General features: G+C 37.9%; 1 protein-coding gene (running past one end of the window). It reads left to right on the top strand.

Features of this window, described 5'->3' with window-relative positions; translation table 11 throughout:
- Positions 1 to 24,295 carry the 3' portion of a non-ribosomal peptide synthetase gene (locus tag CW752_RS07070; RefSeq protein ID WP_101239055.1) on the top strand. 21,380 nt of this gene lie to the left of the window's left edge, so 24,295 of the gene's 45,675 nt are visible here — the last part of the coding sequence; the start codon falls outside the window, past its left edge; its stop codon occupies positions 24,293 to 24,295.

Here is a 24,295-nt window from a genome sequence, read left to right as displayed (position 1 = left end):
CTTATCAGAGGTATTACCAGAATACATGGTTCCTGTAGCGTTTGTTCACTTAACCTCATTACCACTGACTATCAATGGTAAATTAGACAGAAGAGCCTTACCGGAGCCTGAGTTTACAGGAGGCAGAGAATACACAGCCCCTGAAACCGAATTACAGGAGAAATTATGTCAGATTTATGGAGAAGTTCTTGGATTAGACGCTTCTGGTATTGGTATTCATGATGATTTCTTCAGATTAGGAGGTGACAGTATTATCAGTATCCAGCTTGTCAGCAGAATCAGACAAAGACTTGATATAAGAGTAAGCGTTAAAGATATTTTTACAACCAGATCGGTCCTGAAACTTTCCGAATTAATGGAAAGCAAGGCCAAAGAAGAACAAACTCAGATTCTGACAGAACAAGGTCAGCTTACCGGAAGTTTATCTTTCCTTCCTATTCAGGAATGGTTCTTTAATTTGGTTGAGGAAGGATATGTAGGAGATCTTAATCACTGGAACCAATCTTTCCTGATTACCGTTCCTGAGCTTAATCCAGAAGTGCTGAAGCAAAGTATAAAGCTGTTGATTGAAAAGCATGATGCCTTCAGAATCTATTATCCAAAAGAGAATAATACATACACTCAACAGTACGGAATAGAATATATACCGGAAATTAAAGATCTTGATATTTCAGGAATGTCATCAGAAGAAATTTCCAACGTATTTACAGAATGGCAGTCTCATTTTGATATTGTGAACGGACCTTTATTCCAGGTTGGATATGCTCACGGATACCAAGACGGAAGCGCAAGAATCTTCTTTGCATTGCATCACTTGATTATTGATGCCGTAAGCTGGAGAATTATTACAGAAGACCTGAAAAATATATATCAGAATCTGGAAACCCCGATGAAATACAAAATTTCTTCCTTTGAAAATACAATCGGGGTTCCTGACGACCTTAATTCATCAAATAAAAAATATACGGAAGAAAAAGGAAACCAGCCTGAAGCCTATGTAAAAGGAAGCAGCTACCGCCAGTGGACTGAAGCTGTAAAAGGATATCTTCTTGATAACCCTGAAGCCAGAACCAAAGAACTTGCTTACTGGACTCATACTGCCGGAAATGTTGCGAAAAACAATGATATTTTAGCTGAAGTATCTTCTGATGGTTATCATTTTGCAAATCTTAGCCTTGAAGAAAGCTATACAGAGAAGCTGATTAGAGAGATTCATCATGTATATCATACACAGATTAATGATATCTTGTTATCTGCCCTTGCTTCCGCGCTTTCAGACCTTACCGGAACATCAGGACATGCCGTTCTTCTAGAGGGCCATGGCCGTGAAGAGGTATTCAATAACCTGGATATTACAGAAACAGTGGGATGGTTTACTTCCATGTATCCATTGTTGTTACAGACTGGGAAGGACGTAAAAGATACTGTTATTTTAACCAAAGAATCACTGAGAAGTATTCCAAACAATGGAATTGGATATGGTAGTCTTGTTGGATATACCAAACAGGCACTTCCGAAAATCAGTTTCAACTATCTTGGGCAGCTTGACCAGGAAGAAAGTACAGGAGAGAAAACCTGGTATATTTCTGGAGAAAACAGCGGAAACTCCATGGGCGATAAAAACCGTGACAGCTATATAATTAGTGTCAACGGAGCCATTGCTGACGGACAGCTTCGCTTTGGAATCTCAGGATACCTTTCACAGAATCAGGTAGATCTGCTTACCCGAAAATTTGAAGAATATATAAAACAAATTGTTGATGAATTAACAGCAGAACCAAAAACCTGGTTAACTCCATCGGATACAGAGAATATTGTTGGTAAAGATCAGCTGATGTATATTCAGGAATCTGGAGCGGTAGAAGGCGTATATCTTGCCAACAGCTTACAGGAAGGATTTGTATATCACGCATTGAATCAAGGAGATACTGATGATGCCTACCGTGTACAACTGGTATGGGATTATCTTTCTGAAATGAATCTTGAAAAGCTGAAAGAAGCATGGGTATATACTCAAAATCAACTTCCTACATTAAGGCTGAGGTTTGACTGGAGTGAAGAAATTGTTCAGATTATCGATAAAAAAGGAAGTCTCGACTGGCGTTATCATGATTTGAGTGAAATGAACAAAGATCAACAGGAAGATTTCATTGCAGAACTGACCCAGAAAGACCGTTTTGAAGTGTATGACCTTGCAAAAGGAAGTCTTTTCAGAATATACCTGTTCAAACGCTCAGAGCAGCATTATACTTGTCTTTTCAGTAATCATCATGCCATTCTTGATGGATGGAGTATGCCTATATTCCTGACCCTTATTCATGAGGCTTATTTAAAACTCATTAAAAATCAGGAGCTTTCTCCGGCACCGGATGAAGCGTATGCAGAAGCCCAAAAGTATCTTCAGAACCATAAAGATGCTAATGCTGATTTCTGGAAAGACTATATGGGACTTCTTGAAGATCGTGAAGATATCAGTGGTTGGATTAAAGAATCTAAGAAACAGATTGATCTTTCAGAATACAAGCAGATTGTAGATCATCGCTCGATCAAAATGTCGATTGTGGGTGAACAATATCAGCAATTGAAGAAGTTTACAACAAAGAACGGATTTACCATCAATGCTGTACTTCAATATCTATGGCATAAACAATTGGCGATTTACAGCGGAACACAGTCTACCGTGGTAGGAACTACGGTTTCCGGAAGAAGCATACCGGTAGATGATATTGAATCTTCAGTTGGCTTGTATATCAATACCTTACCACTGATTGTGAGCCATACGGAAGGTAAAGTAGCCAATATTATTTCAGAAATTCAGAACAGGATCAGTGAGCTTAATACGCATAGCAGTGTAAACCTGGCAAGCCTTCAGCATGATGGGCGCCGGATTTTCAGCAGCTTATTTGTTTATGAAAATTACCCGGCTCCGAAAGGAGATGAGGATAATGAATTATCATTTGTCTTCAAAGGTTCGGTAGAGCGTCTGGATTATCCGTTGGGAATTGTAGCTTATGAAGCGGGTGATGAAATTTGGCTGAATATCAGCTACGAAGGCTATCTGTTTGAGGAAGCCATGATTCAGCAATTAATCAGTGGGATGAACACTGTTTTGGATCAGATCCTTGAAAATTCAGAAATTTCATCCGATCAGTTATCTTATCTTACTCAGGAAGAATATAAAACGGTTTCCAAACTATGGTCTTCTGGGGTTCATTATCCGAGTGATACCACCATTCATCAATTATTTGAAACTCAGGTTGAGAGAACACCAAATCATACAGCAGTCGTTTATCAGGACATAAGACTTTCTTATCGTGAGTTAAATGAACGAGCTAATCGTTTGGCAAACTACCTTATCAAAACGTATGATATTCAGCCAGATGATCTTATTCCTTTATGCTTGGAGCGTTCCGAAGAAATGCTTGTAGCTATTCTGGCTGTGTTAAAATCCGGAGGGGCTTATGTTCCAATGGATCCATCATATCCTTCCGATAGAATCAAACATATTTTGACAGATACAGGTGCAAAAATTGTCATTACTCAAGGCGGTTCTGAGCTTAATGTTCTTGAAGCCTGCGGAGAGGAAACTTCCATGCTTATTTTGAACGATCCAGAGCTTAAAACAGTTCTTGAAAACAGCAGCATTGAAAATCCTGTTACATCCGTAGCTTCTAATCATCTGGCGTATGTAATCTACACCAGTGGAACAACAGGAATGCCAAAAGGAGTACTACAGGAACACCGCAATGTAGCTCGTTTGTTCAGTGCGACAGATCATTGGTACCAGTTCAATGACAAAGATGTTTGGAGCTTATTCCATTCCTATGTATTTGACTTTAGTGTATGGGAAATCTGGGGAGCTTTGTTCTATGGTGGAAAATTATTAGTTCCATCCTCTGAACAGACCAAAGACACGAATTTATTCTTCAGTTTATGTTTAGAAGAAGGCTTAACGGTATTAAACCAAACCCCAACTGCCTTCTACCAGTTTATAGATACAGCACTTCAAAGAGACGAACTATTAAGCAGTCTTCGCTATGTGATCTTTGGTGGAGAAGCCTTAAATCTGGCCTCTTTAAAACCTTGGTACGAACGTTATTATTCTTCTCCAACACTGATTAACATGTATGGAATTACTGAGACCACCGTCCATGTTACTTACAAGAAATTGAGTGCAGACGACTTGGATAAAGCCTCATTAATCGGGGAGAATATTCCAGACCAAGGCATGTATATCCTTGATAAACATCTTCGTGCCGTTCCGGTAGGAGCTGTAGGAGAATTGTATGTAGGCGGAGCAGGAATTGCCAGAGGCTACCTGAACCGTGAAGAACTCACCGCCGAACGTTTCATCAGAAATCCTTTCCAGACATTAGAAGAAAAGAATCAGGGAACGAACGGAATCCTGTACAAAACCGGAGATTTGGTACGTTATCTTGCTGATGGCGAACTGGAATACATTGGAAGAAACGACTTCCAGGTGAAGATCCGTGGATATAGAATCGAATTAGGAGAAATAGAAAACAGACTTCAGGAATATCCAGAAGTAAAACAAGCTGTGGTTCTGGCCAAAGAAAACAAAGGCGGACTGAAATACCTTGTTGGATATTATGTCTCAGAAAAAGCAAATGAAGTAAGTGATCTTACCGCATTTTTATCAGAGGTGTTGCCAGAATATATGGTTCCAGCAGCATTTGTTCACTTAACCTCATTACCATTAACCATCAATGGTAAATTAGACAGAAGAGCCTTACCAGAACCTGAGTTTACAGGAGGTAAGGAATATACTGCCCCAGAGACGGAATTACAGGAGAAATTATGTCGAATCTATGGAGAAGTCCTTGGATTAGACGCTTCTGGTATTGGTATTCATGATGATTTCTTCAGTCTTGGAGGAAACAGTATCATGGCCATCAAATTAATCAGCTCCATCAAACGAACTCTGGATATGCAGGTTGGGGTAGCTGTGATATTTGGCCATAAAACAGTAGCCTCACTTTCAGAAGCATTAAATGATCAAAATAATATTGATGAACAGGTTACAATAATACCGGTAAAAGTGAATTCCCCTGAAGAGCAAAAGTTATCATTTGCCCAGGAAAGACTTTGGTTTATTGAAACTTATGAAGGAGGAAGCAGTGCCTATAACATTCCTATGACTGTCCGTCTGAATGAAAAAACAGACCTTTCAGTAATAGGAAAGGCACTCGAAACCATTGTAATACGACATGAAGTATTACGAACCATTATCCGTTCAACCGACGAAGGAAAAGGATATCAGTTGATTCTTGACCAGGTTCCGGCTATTCATTTACACGAGGTAAATACAAAAGAGGAGCTGGACAGAGAAATCAATAGAGTTTCCAATAAAATCTTCCGTCTGGATGAAGAACTTCCTATAGAAATTAGCATTTTTAGGTTAGGAGACCACCATCATTTGTCAGTTGTGATTCATCACATTGCATTTGATGGTTGGTCAACGGATATTTTCTTAAAAGAAATACAAACAATTTACAACGCCCTTATCAAGGGTGAAGAACCTCAACTTCCTGAAGTTAAGGTACAATATAAAGACTTTGCATTATGGCAGAGAGATTACCTTTCCGGAGAAAGACTTGATCGTCAGGTAGACTATTGGAAAACAAAACTGGATGATTTCCAGACCCTGAACCTGCCTGTAGATTATAAGAGACCCAACCAGGTTTCTTATGATGGAGAAACCATCCATTTTGTACTGTCTCCAAAACTAGCCCAGGGTCTGAGAAAAACATCTAAAGAACTGGGAGTTAGTTTATACAGTGTGATGCTGGGAGGTTATTATCTGATGCTGTCTGCTTATTCCGGTCAGAATGATATTGTAGTAGGAAGCCCTATTGCCAATAGACACCATGCAGGTCTTGAGGATATGATAGGTTTCTTTGTGAACACATTAGCCTTAAGAGAAACCATTGATGCAGAGCAAAATCTGAAAGACTTTATTCTTCAGATCGCTCAGTCTGTAATTGAGGCGCAGTCTCATCAGGATCTGCCGTTCGAAAAACTGGTTGAAGAATTAGGGGTAGAACAGGATATGTCCCGTCATCCTGTATTCCAGGTAATGTTTGGTCTTCAGAGTTTCGGCAGAAGTGCTGATGATACAGATTTACTGTTCCATCCTTATGAAGGAGATACGGATTATGATGTGGCTAAGTTTGATTTGTCTACCATGATTGATGATGGTGAAGAAACCATCCAGGGAATGTTCAATTATGCCAAGGCAATTTTTGCAAGAGAAACGGTTAAGAATATGATTGATTCTTATCTGTACCTGCTTGAACAGGCCTTTGGTAATGATGTAAACCTGGAAACAACCAAACTATCTGACCTTCGTTTAATTACAGAAGATGCTGGTGAAAAAATAATGAAAGAATGGAATGCAACAGAAGTATTTTATCCTTCCGATACAACCATTCACAAATTATTCGAAAAACAGGTTGCGAAAACTCCGAATCAGATTGCAGTAGTATATCAGAACGTAAGATTGTCTTATCGTGAGCTTAATGAGCGTGCTAACCGCTTGGCGAACCATCTTATTGAAACCTATGGTCTTCAGCCGGATGATATTGTCCCACTATGCCTGAATCGTTCTGAGCAAATGCTTATTGCGATCCTGGCAGTATTAAAATCCGGGGCAGCTTATGTGCCGATGGATCCTTCATATCCTGCAGACAGAATAGAACATATTCTTCAGGATACGGCAGCAAAAATCATTTTGGCAGAAGAAAATACAGCAGAAAGAGTAAAAAATACATCAGTAGAGATTATTTCACTGGATACAATCACTGTCCATGCTATTCTTGAAACGATATCTTCAGAAAACCCTATAACGGAAGTAAAACCTGAGAATCTTGCTTATGTAATTTATACCAGCGGTACTACAGGACTTCCAAAAGGAGTAATGATTGAACATAAAAGTGTAGCCAACTTAATAGAGCAGGAAGCCAAAGAATTTGGTCTGAAATCAGACTCTGTTCATAAAAACTGTCTATGGTACGCTAACTACGTATTTGATGCGCACGTTTGGGAATTATATCCGTCTATTACCCATGGACACAGCATTTATATCTTGGAAAAAGATAAACAAACGGATCTTATTGCTTTGCAGGAGTATATACATGAAAATAATATCAGTATTGCGACCATACCACCGGTACTTCTCACAAAAGACCATATTCTTCCATTAGAAATAATGGTAGTGGCAGGAGATGTTACCAATCCTCAGGTGATGAAGCTGTATAAAGAACAGGGAGTAGATTTGATTAATGCCTATGGACCTACAGAAAGTACCGTATGTGCCACTTTACATCATTACAACGAAGATGGTAATCCGGTGAATATCGGAGGTGCTATTGGAAATATGACGGTGTATGTTCTGGATGATTATCAACGTCCTGTTCCAGTAGGGGCAGCAGGTGAACTTTATATCGGTGGTGCCGGTATTGCCAGAGGCTATCTGAACCGTCTTGAACTTACAGAAGAACGTTTTATTTCTAATCCTTTCCAAACTCCTGAACAAAATAAAAAAGGAGAGAATGGAAGATTGTATAAAACCGGAGACTTGGTGCGTTGGTTACCAAACGGAGAACTTGAATACATTGGAAGAAATGACTTCCAGGTGAAAATCCGTGGCTATCGTATTGAATTAGGAGAGATTGAAAATACATTGTTAGGCTATCCAGGCATTCGTCAGGTTGCTGTCATAGCCAAAGAAAATAAATCAGGAATTAAATATCTGGCCGGATATTATGTTTCTGATGCAATGATTGATTCAGTGCTGCTTTCAGAATATTTATCTGAAACCCTTCCTGAATATATGGTTCCCGGAGCTTTTGTTCATTTAACAGCTTTACCATTAACCATTAATGGAAAACTGGATAAAAGAGCATTACCGGAACCTGATTTCACAGGAAACAAAGAATATTCTGCACCTGAAACCGCACTTCAGAAGAGCCTTGTTGAAATTTATGGAGAAGTACTGGGAATCAATGCTGAAAGTATCAGTATTCATGATGATTTCTTCAGATTAGGAGGGGATAGTATCATCAGTATTCAGCTGGTAGGAAAAATAAAACAACGTCTGGATTTAAGGTTGAGTGTGAAGGAAATATTCTCTTCAAGAACAGCCGCAGCATTAGCTGTTCTAATGGAAGAGAAAAAATCAGGAGCAGAGATTGAGATCCTTACAGAACAGGGAATCCTTACAGGCGAAGTTCCGCTTTTACCTGTTCAGGAATGGTTCTTTAGTGAAAAAGAAAAAGGGTACCTAGCGGATTCGAACCATTGGAATCAGGCATTCTTGATTAATGTTCCTGAGCTGGATCGCAGTCTTTTAGAAAAAAGCATTGAACTTCTGATTGAAAAACATGATGCTTTCAGGTTATATTATCCTCTTGAAAATGGAAATTATAGCCAATATTATGGTGACCAAAAAACAGGAGTAAAAATCAATGATCTTGATGCTTCCAAAGTAAGTCAGACAGAACTTTCTGAAATATTTACTACATGGCAGGAGCAGTTTGATATTGAAAAAGGACCACTTTACAATATCGGCTACATCACAGGATACCAGGATAAAACGGCAAGAATCTTCTTTGCTTTCCATCATCTTATCATTGATACGGTGAGCTGGAGAATTATTCTTGAAGATCTCAGAAACATCTATCAGACGCTTGAAAAAGGAGAAAATTATCAGATTAAGAAAGGCAGCAGCTACCGCCAATGGGTGCAGGCTATTAAAAATTATAAATCTGGAGATGCTGAATCCAGAAATAAAGAATTGGGCTATTGGAACGGAATAACCTCTCAGGTAGACGAAAGCAATCAGACTCTTGAAGAAATTTCTGGTACTGAATACCATCATGATATCCTTCTTCTGGATCAGAATACTACTGAAAAACTGATTAGAGGAAGCCATCACGTGTATCATACGGAAATCAATGATCTGCTGTTGGCAGCATTGTCATCAGCACTTACAGAGTTCACTGGAGCATCCAGACATGCTATTGTACTGGAAGGGCATGGCCGTGAAGATGTATTCACTAATCTGGATATTACGGAAACGGTAGGCTGGTTTACTTCAATGTATCCGCTATTACTGACAACTGGAGCAAATGCGAGCGATACAGTAATATTGACCAAAGAAGCCTTAAGAGAAATTCCGGATCATGGTATCGGCTATGGAGGTCTTGTTGGCTATACTAACCACGAACTTCCGAAGATTGGATTCAATTATCTTGGACAGCTAGATCAGGAAGATCATTCCGGTGAAAAAACATGGTCTATTGCAGCAGAAGATACTGGTCTTTCAATAGGAAAAAAGAACAAAGACGGCCATATTATCAGTATTAATGGTGGAGTATTAAAAGGACAGCTTCGTTTCAGTCTTTCAGGATATCTCACCCAACAACAGGTAGAGCAGCTTGCTCAATCTTTTAAAGAGCAGATTATTCATGTGGTGGAAGAACTTTCTCAAAATACCCGCAGCTTCCTTACCCGTTCGGATATTGACTATATCATAGAGGATCAACAACTTTTATCAGTTCAGGAATCAGAAGAAGTAGATAAAATATATCTGGCAAACAGTCTTCAGGAAGGGTTTGTATATCATGCATTGAACCAGGGAGATACAGATGATGCCTATCGTGTACAATTGGTATGGGATTATCTTTCGGATATGAATGTTGAGACCCTTAAAGAAGCATGGTCTTATACCCAACAACAGTTTCCGGCTCTGAGACTTAGATTTGACTGGAATGGAGAAATTATCCAGATCATTGATAAAAAAGGAAGCTTAGACTGGCGTTATCAGGATCTGAGTACCATGAATGAAGAAGAGCAGGATGAACTGATTAGAGAAGCTACTCAAAAAGACCGTTTTGAAGTATATGATTTATCAAAAGGAGGATTGTTCAGAGTATATCTGTTTAAACGTTCTGATAAGCATTATACCTGTCTTTTCAGCAATCATCACGCAGTGTTGGATGGCTGGAGTATGCCTATCATACTGACCAGTATTCACGATATCTATCTGAAACTGACCAAAAAACAGGATCTGAATATTCTAACAGATCATGCTTACATCAAAACCCAGGAATACCTTCAGCAGCACAAAGAGGGCAGCCGAAGCTTCTGGACTACTTATATGAACCTTCTCGAAGACCGTGAAGACCTTAGCAGCCTGCTCAAAGAGTCCCAAAAACATATTGATGTGGGAACTTATCGTCGGATTAAAGATCATCAGGTTGTAAAAATGACGATCATTGAAGAGGAATATCAGCAACTGAAAAAGTTCACTGCGGAAAACGGAGTTACCATTAATGCTGTATTACAGTACTTGTGGCATAGCCAGTTAAACGTATATGGAGGAGTTGGAACTACTGTTGTAGGGACAACCGTATCCGGGCGAAGTCTTCCTGTAGATGATATAGAATCTTCAGCAGGTCTCTTTATCAATACACTTCCATTAATTGTACAGCATAATGAAGGTAAAGTGATGGATGTTATTGCTGATATTCAACAGAGAATCAGTGAACTGAATACCCACAGTGATGTAAACCTTGCAGAACTTCATCAGGATGCAAGACGTATTTTCAGCAGCCTATTTGTCTATGAAAACTATCCGGTACCACAAGGTGGAGATGATAACAATGAATTAGGATTTGTTTTCAAAGATTCAGTTGAAAAACTGGATTATCCACTAGGAATTATGGCATTTGAGCAGGGAGAAAGTGTAACCCTGAAAATCAATTATGAAGGCGTTCTTTTTGAACAGCATACCATGGAACAGCTGATTGATGGAATGAAAACGGTTCTTGCCCAAATTCTTGAAAACTGGACAATTACTTCCGATAAATTCTCACATGTTTCTGATAATCAGCTTAAGCTAATGGAAGAATGGAATGCTGTAGAATCAGATTATCCTTCTGATAAAACCATTCATCAGCTATTTGAAGAACAGGTTGTTAAAGCTCCGGACGCTCCTGCATTGGTGTATCAGGATGTTGTATTAAGCTACAGAGAACTGAACGAAAGATCAAATCGTTTGGCTAATTACCTGCTCAAAACATACGATCTTCAACCAGATAGCCTGGTGCCGTTATTCCTGGAACGATCTGAGCATATGCTTATTGCTATTTTGGCTGTGCTGAAGGCCGGAGCAGCTTACGTACCAATGGATCCTTCTTATCCTGTGGAAAGAATAGAACACATTCTTCAGGATACCGGAGCACAGGTGGTGATCGGACAGGAAAATACAATAGAAAAACTGCAAAGCCTGGAGACTTCGTTTCTTTCTTTAGATAATGCAGTATTCCAGGTAATTATCGGAAGAATATCTTCAGAAAATCCTGTGACTAAGGTTCGTTCATCTAATCTGGCCTATGTAATCTTTACCAGTGGAACAACCGGTATGCCTAAAGGGGTCATGATTGAACACAAAAATGTAATGAATCTTATTCAGCAAGAGGCAAAAGAGTTTGGCTTAATCCATGATTTTAACTTGCCTTTCATACAAAAGAATTGCCTGTGGTATGCCAATTATGTATTTGATGCCCATATTTGGGAGCTATATCCGGCGATTACTCATGGTCATCGTATTTATTTACTGGATGCTGAAAAACGGATTGACCTTTCTGCATTGCAGCAATATATTAAAGAAAATACCATTAGTATAGCAACGATACCACCCGTCCTATTAACAAGTGAATTTATACTTCCTTTAGAAAAGCTTGTGGTGGCTGGTGATGTAACCAATCCACAGATCATGTCTCTTTATAAAGCTAATGGAGTGGATCTTATCAATGCTTATGGCCCTACAGAAACAACTGTATGTGCAACACTGCACCACTATAATGAAGATGAAAACCCGGTAAATATCGGTGGCCCGATTGGTAATATGACCATCTATGTTTTGGATCAATACCAACGTCCTGTTCCGGTGGGAGCCGTAGGGGAATTGTATGTTGGTGGAGCAGGTGTTGCAAGAGGTTACCTAAATAGACCTGACTTAACGGAAGAACGTTTTATATCCAATCCATTCCAAACACCGGAACAAAAGGAGAAAAAAGAAAACGGACGCTTATATAAAACAGGAGATTTAGTTCGTATGCTTCGTGATGGTGAGCTGGAATACATTGGTCGAAATGACTTCCAGGTGAAGATTCGTGGTTATAGAATTGAATTAGGTGAAATAGAAAATACGTTACAATCCTATCCTAATATCCGCCAGGTTGCTGTATTGGCAAAAGAAAATAAATCCGGATTAAAATATCTGGCAGGTTATTATGTATCTGAAAAGAATATTGATTCAATACTGCTCTCGGACTACTTAGCCGATTTCCTTCCGGAATATATGATTCCTGAGGTTTTTGTTCACATGGAAGCTTTACCATTAACAATCAATGGAAAACTGGACAGACGCGCATTACCTGAACCTGATTTTACGGGAAGCAAAGAGTATTCTGCTCCTCAAAACGAATTGGAAACAAAACTATGCAGTATCTATGGCGAAATATTGAAACTGGAGGCAACAGAAATCAGTATCCATGATGATTTCTTCAGACTAGGAGGAAATAGTATTATGGCGATTAAACTGCTTAGTAAAATCAAGCAGGAATTGAATATACAGGTTAATGTAGCAACGATATTTAATCATAAAACAGTGTCGTCACTGGCAAGTATCTTATCAGATGAAACACATTTTGAAGAGCTTGTTACTATTGCTTCGATTCAGGTAAGTTCTGAAGAGGAACAGAGACTGTCATTCGCACAGGAAAGACTTTGGTTTATTGAATCCTATGAAGGAGGAAGCAGCGCCTATAATATTCCTATTACGACAATATTAGATGAAAATATTCAGATTGAATTGCTCCAAGAAGCATTGATAAATGTAATAAGACGCCATGAAGTTCTTCGCTCTATAATCAGAACGAACGAAAAAGGAGTAGGATATCAGCTGGTTACCGATATCGTTCCTGATTTTGATATTATAGATATTGCGTCAAGGGAGGAGTTGGAAAATGTAATTAACAAAAGCGTTAATATTGTTTTCCATTTATCTGAAGAAACTCCTATTAAAATTAATATTTTCAGATTTGAGAATCGTTATTACCTATCGATTGTTATTCATCATATTGCATTTGATGGATGGTCTACTGATGTCTTCCTGAAAGAGGTTGCGATCATTTATAATGGCCTTATTGGAAAAGAAACCCATGAACTCCCGGAATTAAAAATCCAATATAGGGACTTTGCATTGTGGCAACGTAATTATCTTTCGGGAGAACGTCTTGAACAGCAGATCAACTATTGGAAAAATAAATTCGAGGACTTTGAGAACCTTAATCTGACTGCAGATTTCCAAAGACCGGCAGAGATATCTTATGAAGGTGAAAATTTATATTTTCATCTGATGCCGGAACAAGCAGAAAGGCTTAGAGAACTTTCAAAAAGTATGGGAGTAAGCATGTATTCTGTATTTCTAAGTGGGTATTATCTGATGCTTTCAATGTATTCCGGACAGAGCGATATTGTTGTGGGTAGCCCTATAGCCAACCGTCATCATTCAGGTCTTGAAGATATTATTGGTCTCTTTGTCAATACGCTGGCTTTACGGGAGCAGATCAATCCAAAACAAAGTATCAGAGACTTTATTATTCAGGTTTCAAAATCAGTTACTGAAGCTCAGTCTTATCAGGATCTTCCGTTTGAAAGACTGGTAGATGAATTGGGTGTGGAACAGGACACCTCAAGACACCCTGTATTCCAGGTAATGTTTGGACTTCAGAATATTGAAGCAGGTAACGAAAATAATGATGAAGAAATATTATTCTATCCTTTTGACGGAGAAATAGACTATCAGGCTGCCAAGTTTGATTTGACAACCATGGTGGATGATGATGGAAGAAATATCCGTATAATGTTTAATTATGCGAAGGCCCTTTTCAGAAAAGAAACCATCATTCGTATGGCCGGTTCTTATCAGTTTCTTTTAGAGAAAATAGTACAGACTGACGATACTACTCAAATTTGTGATATACCATTGATTTCACAAGAAGAAACATTCCAGATATTAGAAGCCTGGAATAATACTAGGCAGGAATATCCGGAAAATGTAACAATTCACCAGCTTTTCGAAGAACAGGCTGCAAGAATGCCGAACCATACTGCTTTAGTATATCAGGATGTAGAGCTGTCTTACAAGGAATTGAATGAAAAAGCAAATAGCCTGGCTCACTATCTGATCGAAAATTATGCGATTCAACCGGATGATTTAATACCGATATGTTTAGAGCGATCTGAAAATATATTGATTGCTATTTTTGCCGTATTAAAAGCTGGGGCTGCCTATGTTCCGATGGATCCTTCCTATCCGTCAGACAGGATAAAGCATATTTTGGATGATGTCTCTGCTAAGCTAATCCTTACCCAGGAGGACTGCGTTGATAAAATAAAAGCCGTAGAGAATATTGAAATTATTTCTTTGGATGATGTTAATTGCAAAGCAAAACTTGAAATAGTATCATCTGAAAATCCCGTTACCCAAGTTACTTCAGATAATCTTTCCTATGTGATCTACACCAGTGGAACAACAGGGCTGCCAAAAGGAGTAATGATTGAACATAAGAGTGTTGTAAATCTTATTGTAACAATGATCAATACTCATAGACTTCAACAATACAATGAAGTAGGTTGCTACTCAAACTATGTTTTTGATGCCTTTGTATATGAAGCATTTTCCGTTTTGTGTAATGGAAATACCTTGTGGTTGTACAGCAATGATCTCAGAACATCTGTGACAGAACTTAACGAATATATCAAAGAAAATAATATTGAAGTTTCTTTTATTCCGCCTGTCCTGTTGAGAGAAGTTGTGCATCAGGGAACGAGTCTTAAACTTATATTTGCCGGAGGAGAAAGTTTCCCTGTTTTAGATAAGAATATAGAAAACCTTACCCTGATTAATGAATATGGTCCAACAGAAGGGACAGTATGCTCTACACTTCACTATTATAAAGAAGATAAAAATCCATTAAATATTGGAGGTCCTATTCGTAATATGACGGTGTATGTGCTGGATCCATATTTCCGACCAGTTCCTATAGGTGCGGTGGGTGAGTTGTATATTGGTGGTGCAGGTATTGCCAGAGGCTATCTGAACCGTCTTGAATTAACGGAAGAACGTTTCATGTCAAACCCTTTCCAAACGAACGCTCAAAAAGAAAGAGGAGAAAATACCCGTTTATATAAAACCGGAGATTTAGTACGCTGGTTACCGAGTGGAGAACTGGAATATGTAGGAAGAAATGACTTCCAGGTGAAAGTCCGTGGCTACCGTATCGAATTAGGAGAGATTGAAAATACATTATTGGAATATTCCGGTATTCGTCAGGTTGCTGTATTGGCTAAAGAAAACAAATCCGGATTGAAATACCTGGTAGCTTATTACGTTTCCGATTCGGCGATAGATTCAGAATTACTTACTGAACATTTATCAGCATCTCTTCCTGAGTATATGGTTCCCGGAGTTTTTGTCCATCTAATGAATTTACCGGTAACCATCAATGGAAAATTAGATCGAAAAGCTTTACCTGAACCGGATTTTACAGGTAACAAAGAATATTCGGCTCCAGAGACTCCTCTTCAGAAACAGCTTTGCCGAATTTATGGAGAAGTATTAGGATTAAATACAGAAACAATCAGTATTCATGATGATTTCTTCAAATTAGGAGGAGACAGTATTATCAGTATTCAGCTTGTAGGAAGAATCAGACAACAATTGGAGATAAAGATAAGTGTTAAAGAAGTCTTTAGTGCCAGAACAGCAGCAGCATTATCTTCGCTTATTGAATACAAAAAATACAGTTCGGAAGCACATATCCTTACAGAACAAGGGTTATTACATGGAAGTGTACCTTTCCTTCCTGTTCAGGAGTGGTTCTTCAATCAGAAAGAAAGTGGATATCTGAAGGATTTCAACCACTGGAATCAGGCATTTTTGATTCATGTTCCGGAATTAAATCGTGACTACTTGAACACTTCCATTCAATATTTACTGGAAAGACATGATGCCTTCAGATTGTATTATCCTAAAACAGAAGAAATATATAGTCAGGAATATAATAAAAATGTCCTTATTCCGAAAATCAGTTACCTTGACGCATCTGATTTAACCCAGGAAGCACTATCCCAAAAAATGACTGAATGGCAGTCTGATTTTGATATTGAAAACGGACCGTTATTCCGAATTGGATATATCAATGGTTATCAGGATGGTAGTGCAAGAATCTTCTTTGCTCTTCATCACTTGATTATTGATGCGGTAAGCTGGAGAATTATTACGGAAGATCTGAAGAATATCTATCAGTCTGTTGAAAAAGGAGATGAAGAAAGTATTCGCGCCCAAACTAAGGGAAGTAGCTACCGTCAATGGGTAAATGCAGTAAGAAGTTATAAATCTGAAGATTTAGAATTAAAAGAGAAAGAAATAGCCTATTGGAATTCAATTGCCGGTATTGTAGATGAAAATAATACTGTTCTGGGTGCGTTGGCAGGGACAGAATATCATCATGGTCATCTTATTTTAGATAAAGAAATGACCGGAAAACTGATCAGAAATACCCATCATGTTTACCATACTCAGATTAATGATCTGTTGCTGTCTGCATTGTCATCTGCTTTAACGAAAATAAGCGGAAACTCTCATCATGCGGTTTTATTGGAAGGTCACGGACGTGAAGAAGTATTTCATAATCTAGACATTACAGAGACAGTAGGTTGGTTTACAATCATGTATCCTACCGTATTGGAAACAGGTAAAGAGCTGAAAGACACAATTATTCTTACTAAAGAATCTCTGAGAAATATTCCAAACAATGGAATGGGATACGGAAGCCTTATCGGATATATTGGAAGAGATCTTCCAAAGATTAGTTTTAATTATCTGGGGCAATTGGATCAGGAAGAAACAGGAGGAGAAAAATCCTGGTTTATTGCTGCTGAAGATAGTGGTTCAGGAATGGGAAGACAAAACCGTGATAGTCATTTGATCAGCATCAATGGAGCAGTGGTAGACGGGCAGTTGAGATTCGGAATATCTGGATATTTGTCTGATTCGCAGATTTCCACTTTGTCCGAGGGCTTTAAAAAATATATTATTGAGATCATTGATTATTTGTCGGCAGAAGAAAGAAGCTATCTTACTCCATCTGATATAGATCATGTGGTGAATTACAATCAATTACTTGCTATTCAGGAATCTGAAGAAATTGAAGGGGTATATCTGGCAAACAGTTTACAGGAAGGATTTGTGTATCATGCATTAAGTCAAGGTGATAAAGATGATGCTTACAGAGTACAATTAATGTGGGATTACCATACAAAAATGGATATTGATAAACTTCAGAAATCATGGAAACTTACACAGGATCACTATCCGTCTTTGCGATTGAGATTTGATTGGAACGGAGAAATTGTCCAGGTTATCAATAGAGAAGGATCCCTTGATTTCCGATATAAGGATATTAGTATGATGGATGAACAGGCACAAGAAACAATCATCAACAAAATAATGTATGATGATCGTTTTGAAGTTTATGATTTATCAAAAGGAAGTCTGTTCAGAGTATATATGTTCAAGCGGGATGAGAAACATTTCAGTTGTTTGTTCAGTAATCACCATGCAATTTTGGATGGATGGAGTATGCCGGTTGTTTTAAATGCTGTTCATGACGCATATCTCAAATTGATTAAAAATCAACTTCCGGTTCTGATAAAAGATAATGCTTACGCAACAACACAGAAGTATCTTCAGGGCCAGAAAGAAAATAGTCGTGACTTTTGGAAGAAGTATATGAATTTGTTGGAAGACCAGGAGAATTTAAGCAGCTTGATTAAAGAAAATCAGAAAAATACAGATTTAGGAACGTATCGTCATATTAAAGACCATCATTTTGTAAGCCTTTCGGTAGCAGATGATCAATATCATTTGCTGAAAAACTTTACTAAAGCAAACGGGTTTACTGTCAATGCAGTACTTCAATATCTGTGGCACAAGCAGCTGAGTATATACAGTGGATCAGTAAGCACAGTAGTAGGAACCACAGTATCCGGAAGAAATCTACCTGTAGATGGAATTGAAACCTCGGCCGGTCTTTACATCAATACCTTACCATTGATTGTTTCTCATAAAGAAGGTAAAGTAGTAGACCAGATTAAAGAGATACAGGAGAGAATCAGTGAATTAAATACATACAGTGATATCAATCTTGCAGAACTTCACCACGACGGGCGCCGAATTTTTAGCAGTTTGTTTGTATATGAAAATTATCCGGTACCAAAAGGGGGAGAAGATAATGAGCTTGGTTTTGTATTCACAGATTCAGTAGAAAAACTAGACTATCCTTTAGGAATAATGGCTTCTGAACAAGGAGATAAAGTAACACTTAAACTCAATTATGAAGGTGTTCTGTTTGAATCTCAAATGATAGGGCAGCTGATGGAAGGAATGATGATCGTGTTGGATCAGATTTTAAAAGACTGGGAAATAACCTCGGAGAATATTTTATATGTTTCAGAAAATCAATTAGAAGCAATAGAAGGTTGGGATATTCTAAAATTTGAAACCCTTCATAAGTTGTTTGAAGAGCAGGTGATAAGAACACCAGAAGCCACAGCGCTTGTATACCAAAATGTGAAACTTTCATACCGTGAGCTTAATGAAAGGTCAAATCGCTTGGCTAATTATCTGATCAAAACATATAATATTCAACCTGATTGCCTTATTCCTTTATGTTTTGAACGTTCTGAATATATGCTTATTGCTATTTTGGGGGTACTGAAATCAGGAGCAGCCTATGTACCGGTGGATCCCTTTTATCCTTCAGATAGAATAAAATATATTCTGGAGGACACAAGGGCAAAAATTGTTATTGCCCAAGAAGCAACTCTGGAAAAGCTTCAGAATATACATACACATCTGGTTTCTTTAGATAATGTTGATTTTCAGGAGATTATTGATGAGGTGCCTAAAGATAATCCTTCCACAACGGTCACTTCAGAAAACCTGGCTTATGTGATCTACACGAGTGGAACGACAGGAATGCCAAAAGGAGTAATGGTGGAGCACAGAAATGTAGTGAATGTATTAGATCAGGTTAGAGAAGCTTATGGATTTAGTGAAGGACAAAAAATAACGGCGTATACTTCTTACGTTTTTGATGTATCGGTATCTGAATTTTTCAATACTTTATTGTATGGGAATGAACTTCATTTGTTGGATGAAAGTATAAAAAAAGATGCTGATTTGATCAGTCAATATTTATTGACAAATGAAATTGCATATGCTTATTTACCTCCGGTAATGCTTTCAGTATTACCTCGGGTAGACTATCCATTATTGAAAGGTTTACTTTATGCAGGTGAGCCGTGCGATTATGAAACAGGAAAATACTGGTCAGAAATCAAAAAATTATACAACTTATATGGGCCTACAGAAGCTACCATATATGCTACTTACAAGCAAGTGAAAGCAGGTGATGTTCATTTAATAGGACGCCCTGTTGGCAACTCTACAGCTTATATTTTGGATAATTACAATAGGTTATTACCTGTAGGAGCAATAGGAGAGCTCTATATAGGAGGAGCAGGTATTGCACGAGGTTATTTGAATCTTGCTAAACTGACCGAAGAACGATTTATAACCAATCCTTTCCAAACACAGGAACAAAGGACAAAAGGTACAAATGAACGATTATATAAAACAGGAGATTTAGTACGATGTCTCCCGGATGGAAATATTGAGTATATAGGACGATCAGATTTCCAGGTTAAAATTCGTGGATATAGAATAGAATTGGGTGAAATTGAGAACAAACTGTCTTTGTTCCCTGAAGTAAAGCAATCTGTTGTAGTGGCTAAAGAAAACAATACAGGGATGAAGTACCTTGTGGGGTATTATGTTTCTGATATTGAATTAAATGGTGAGAATCTTGCCGGGTTTTTATTAGAAACACTACCGGAATACATGATACCTGCAGTTTTTGTTCATTTGCAAGAAATGCCTCTTACTATTAATGGTAAACTAGACAGAAGAGCTTTACCGGAGCCGGTATATAAAAGTAATAGGGAATTTGTTGCCATAGAAAACGAATTGCAGAAGAAACTGTCACATATTTATGGAGAGGTTTTAGGTATTGCGTCAGAAAAGATCAGTATTCATGATGACTTTTTTAGATTAGGAGGAAACAGTATTATGGCTATAAAGCTGATCAGTAAAATTAAGCAAGAGCTGGATGTTCCTGTCAATGTATCTATGATATTTAATCATAAAACAATAGCATCATTGGCAAAAGCTCTGAAAGATGAAAATAATACTGAGCAGGTTCTTATAACTCCTATGAAAATTGATTCTCCTGAAAAGCAGCGTTTATCTTTTGCACAGGAAAGACTTTGGTTTATTGATTCTTATGAAGGAGGAAGTGGTGCATATAATATTCCAATGACTGTTTTATTGGATGAAAATACTGATATTTCGCTTCTATGTACAGCTTTCCAGGCAATCATAATGCGTCATGAAGTACTTCGCACAATAATCCATACTACAGAAGAAGGGATAGGGTATCAGGTTGTTACAGATTATGTTCCCGAATTTGGAATAACCGATATAGAGACCAGAGCTCAACTTGATGTGGCGATCAATAAATGCGCAAATAAAGTGTTCAGATTGAATGAAGAAATTCCGGTGGACATTCATATATTCCGTTTGGAAGGTTTGCATTATCTGTCGGTTGTCATCCACCATATTGCTTTCGATGGATGGTCTACAGATCTGTTGATGAATGAGGTTTCTACCATTTATTTTGCGTTGGTGAATGGAAATATTCCTAAACTTCCTGAGTTGAAGATTCAATATAAAGACTATGCATTATGGCAACGTAACTATCTTTCGGGAGAACGCCTGGATCACCAAATCAAGTATTGGAAAACAAAATTTGATGACTATCAAAGTCTTAATCTTCCTACCGATTTCCATAGACCTTCTGAAGTATCCTATGAAGGAGAAACACTTACCTTTAATATTTCCGGAGAAACAAGAGAAGGTCTCAAAGACATTTCCAAGAAGCTTGGAGTGAGTTTATACAGTGTCATGTTAAGTGGTTATTATCTGATGTTGTCTGCTTATTCAGGACAGGATGATATTGTCGTGGGAAGCCCTATTGCCAACCGTCATCATGCAGGTCTTGAAAATATCATAGGTTTCTTTGTTAATACTTTGGCTCTGCGGGAAAAGATAGATTCAAAACAAAGTATAAAAGATTTTATTTTACAAGTGGCAGGCTCAGTCACAGAAGCTCAGTCTTATCAGGATCTTCCATTTGAAAAACTGGTAGAAGAATTGGAGGTAGAGCAAGATACTTCAAGACATCCTGTTTTCCAGATCATGTTCGGAATTCAAAGTTCAGATCATGAAGAATCTTCTGGGGATGAACAGACTCTATTTCATCCTTTTCATGGAGAAGTAGACTATCAGGCCGCAAAATTTGATCTTACAACAATGATTAATGATTATCCGGGAATGATGCAGATGACATTCAATTATGCAATATCCTTGTTTAGAAAAGAAACGATAGACAGAATGGCCAATTCTTATCAGTTCCTTCTAAACCAGATGGTAAAATTAGGAATATCGGATGCTAAAATCGACGGGCTTGTTCTTTTATCAGAAGAAGAAAATAAACAGGTTATAGAAAATTGGAATGCAACACAGAAAAACTATCAGTCAGAAATGACAATTCATGAGCTATTTGAAAGACAAGTTTTACAAACTCCGGAAAAAATAGCTTTGGTATATAAAGATTGCAGATTGTCATTCAAAGCATTGAATGAGAGAGCCAACCGTTTGGCAAACTATCTTATTGAAGCTTACAAGATTCAACCTGATGATCTGATTCCGTTACTTTTTGAACGCTCTGAGCAGATGCTTATTGCTATCATGGCAGTATTAAAAGCAGGGGCTGCGTATGTACCGATGGATCCGTCTTATCCTGCAGAAAGAATAAAACATATTTTAGAAGATACAAATGCAAAAGTAGTGCTGACACAGAAGGATTCAGGTGATAGAATAGAAAATGCAGAATTGCTATCCCTGGATAATCTAGCGGAAATGCTAGAAACATCAAGTACTGATAACCCTGTTACTCAGGTATGTTCAGCTAACCTTGCTTATGTAATCTATACCAGCGGTACAACAGGGCTTCCAAAAGGAGTAATGATCGAACATAAAGGAGTAATAAACCTTATTGAGTTAATGATAAAAGCCCATAAGCTTGAGGAATTTAATGAAGTGGGTTGTTTCTCAAATTATGTGTTTGATGCTTTTGTGTATGAAGCATTCCCTGTCTTATGTAATGGAAATACTTTGTGGCTCTACAGCAATGAGCTCAGAACATCAGTGGCAGAGCTTAATGAGTATATCAATGAAAATAAAATTGAAGTTTCATTTATTCCACCGGTTTTATTAAGAGAAGTAATAGATTATGGAACAAGCCTTAAACTCATATTTGCGGGCGGAGAAAGTTTCCCTGCCCTGAATAAAAATATCGATGATGTTATTTTGATCAACGAGTATGGTCCTACTGAAGGAACGGTGTGTGCAACGCTTCATTATTATAAAGAAGATTATAATTCACTGAACATTGGTGCTCCCATTGCCAATACCACATTGTATGTATTGGATAATCATCAACGTCCTATCCCTGTAGGAGCAATAGGAGAACTTTATATTGGAGGTGCAGGTATTGCCCGTGGATACCTTAACAGAGCAGATCTTACCAAAGAATGCTTTGTTAGAAATCCGTTCCAAACAGCTGAACAGAAAGAAAAAGAAATAAATGGACGGTTATATAAAACCGGAGATTTGGTACGCTGGCTGCCAAATGGAGAGCTAGAGTATATTAGCAGAAATGATCTTCAGGTAAAAATACGTGGCTATAGAATTGAATTGGGAGAGATCGAAAATACATTGCTTCGTTATGAAGGTATTCGTCAGGTTGCAGTACTGGCAAAAGAAAATAAAGGAGGAGCAAAGTATCTTGCTGGGTATTATGTATCCGATCCGGTAATTGATCCGCAATTACTTTCAGAATTCCTGAAAAAATCTCTTCCTGAGTATATGATTCCGGATATTTTTGTTCATCTTGATCATCTCCCGCTAACCATCAATGGTAAGCTTAATCGAAAACAGCTTCCTGAACCTAAATTTACAGGGGTTTCCGAGTATGTTGCCCCAATGAATGATCTCCAGAAACAATTGTCAGAAATCTATGCTGAGGTCCTGGGGCTTAATCCGGAAAGCATAAGTATTCATGATGATTTCTTCAAATTAGGAGGAAATAGTATTATGGTGATCAAGCTGATAAGCAGAATAAGAGTCTTATTGGATATTCAAATCAAAATCCTGGATATTTTCAAAGAAAGAACCATCAGTAAATTGTCTGTGACTCTAGCCAATACAGGTAAAGAATATAAAACAATATCAACATTGGGAGGAATCACTAACAACCCGAATATTTTCCTTATCCATCCCGGAAATGGAGGAAGTGAGGTATATCAGTCACTTGCAGAACAGCTGAAATCAGATTATGACTGCTATGGGGTAGATTCCTACAATCTGTATCATGAAGAAAAAATTGATAATCTGAACAAGCTTGCAAGCTATTATCTGGACCACATTAATATGATACAGGAGCAGACAAAACAGGAAGAATACATTTTACTGGGCTGGTCTTTAGGAGGAAATATTGCATTAGAGATTGCTTCTGAGCTGGAGAAAAGAGGACATAGAAAGATTACGGTCTATCTGTTGGATACAATTTTTTATGCTAACGATCAGACGTTGATAGATTTTCTTGCATTCCCTACCGATGAAGAGCTAAGTGACAGGCTGAATGTTCCAATTGGTGATAGTCATTTTATTGCAACCAAGAAGTTTATGTCGGCAGAGTTTACCATTGCTAAAGAATCTGTTTCCAATAATCTCAACTTGACGAAAGTTATTTTATTAAAAGCAATGCTGAATGGGGATACATTTAATGAATCATTTAATAACAATATTAAAAATTCAATGTACAATAACGTGGATTCAATCATAGAAAATCCGGAGTTACTATCTGTTTATCCAATCGAAGCTACTCATCAGATGATGTTGGAGAAAGAGGAACAGATCTTGGAGATTATTAATAAAACATTAGTTAAAGACTAA

Origin of the sequence: Chryseobacterium sp. PMSZPI, from assembly GCF_002835665.1 — a bacterium.
Lineage (GTDB): Bacteria > Bacteroidota > Bacteroidia > Flavobacteriales > Weeksellaceae > Chryseobacterium.
Note: the sequence above shows the minus strand (reverse complement) of the source record. Positions and strands in the feature narration are given on the sequence as shown.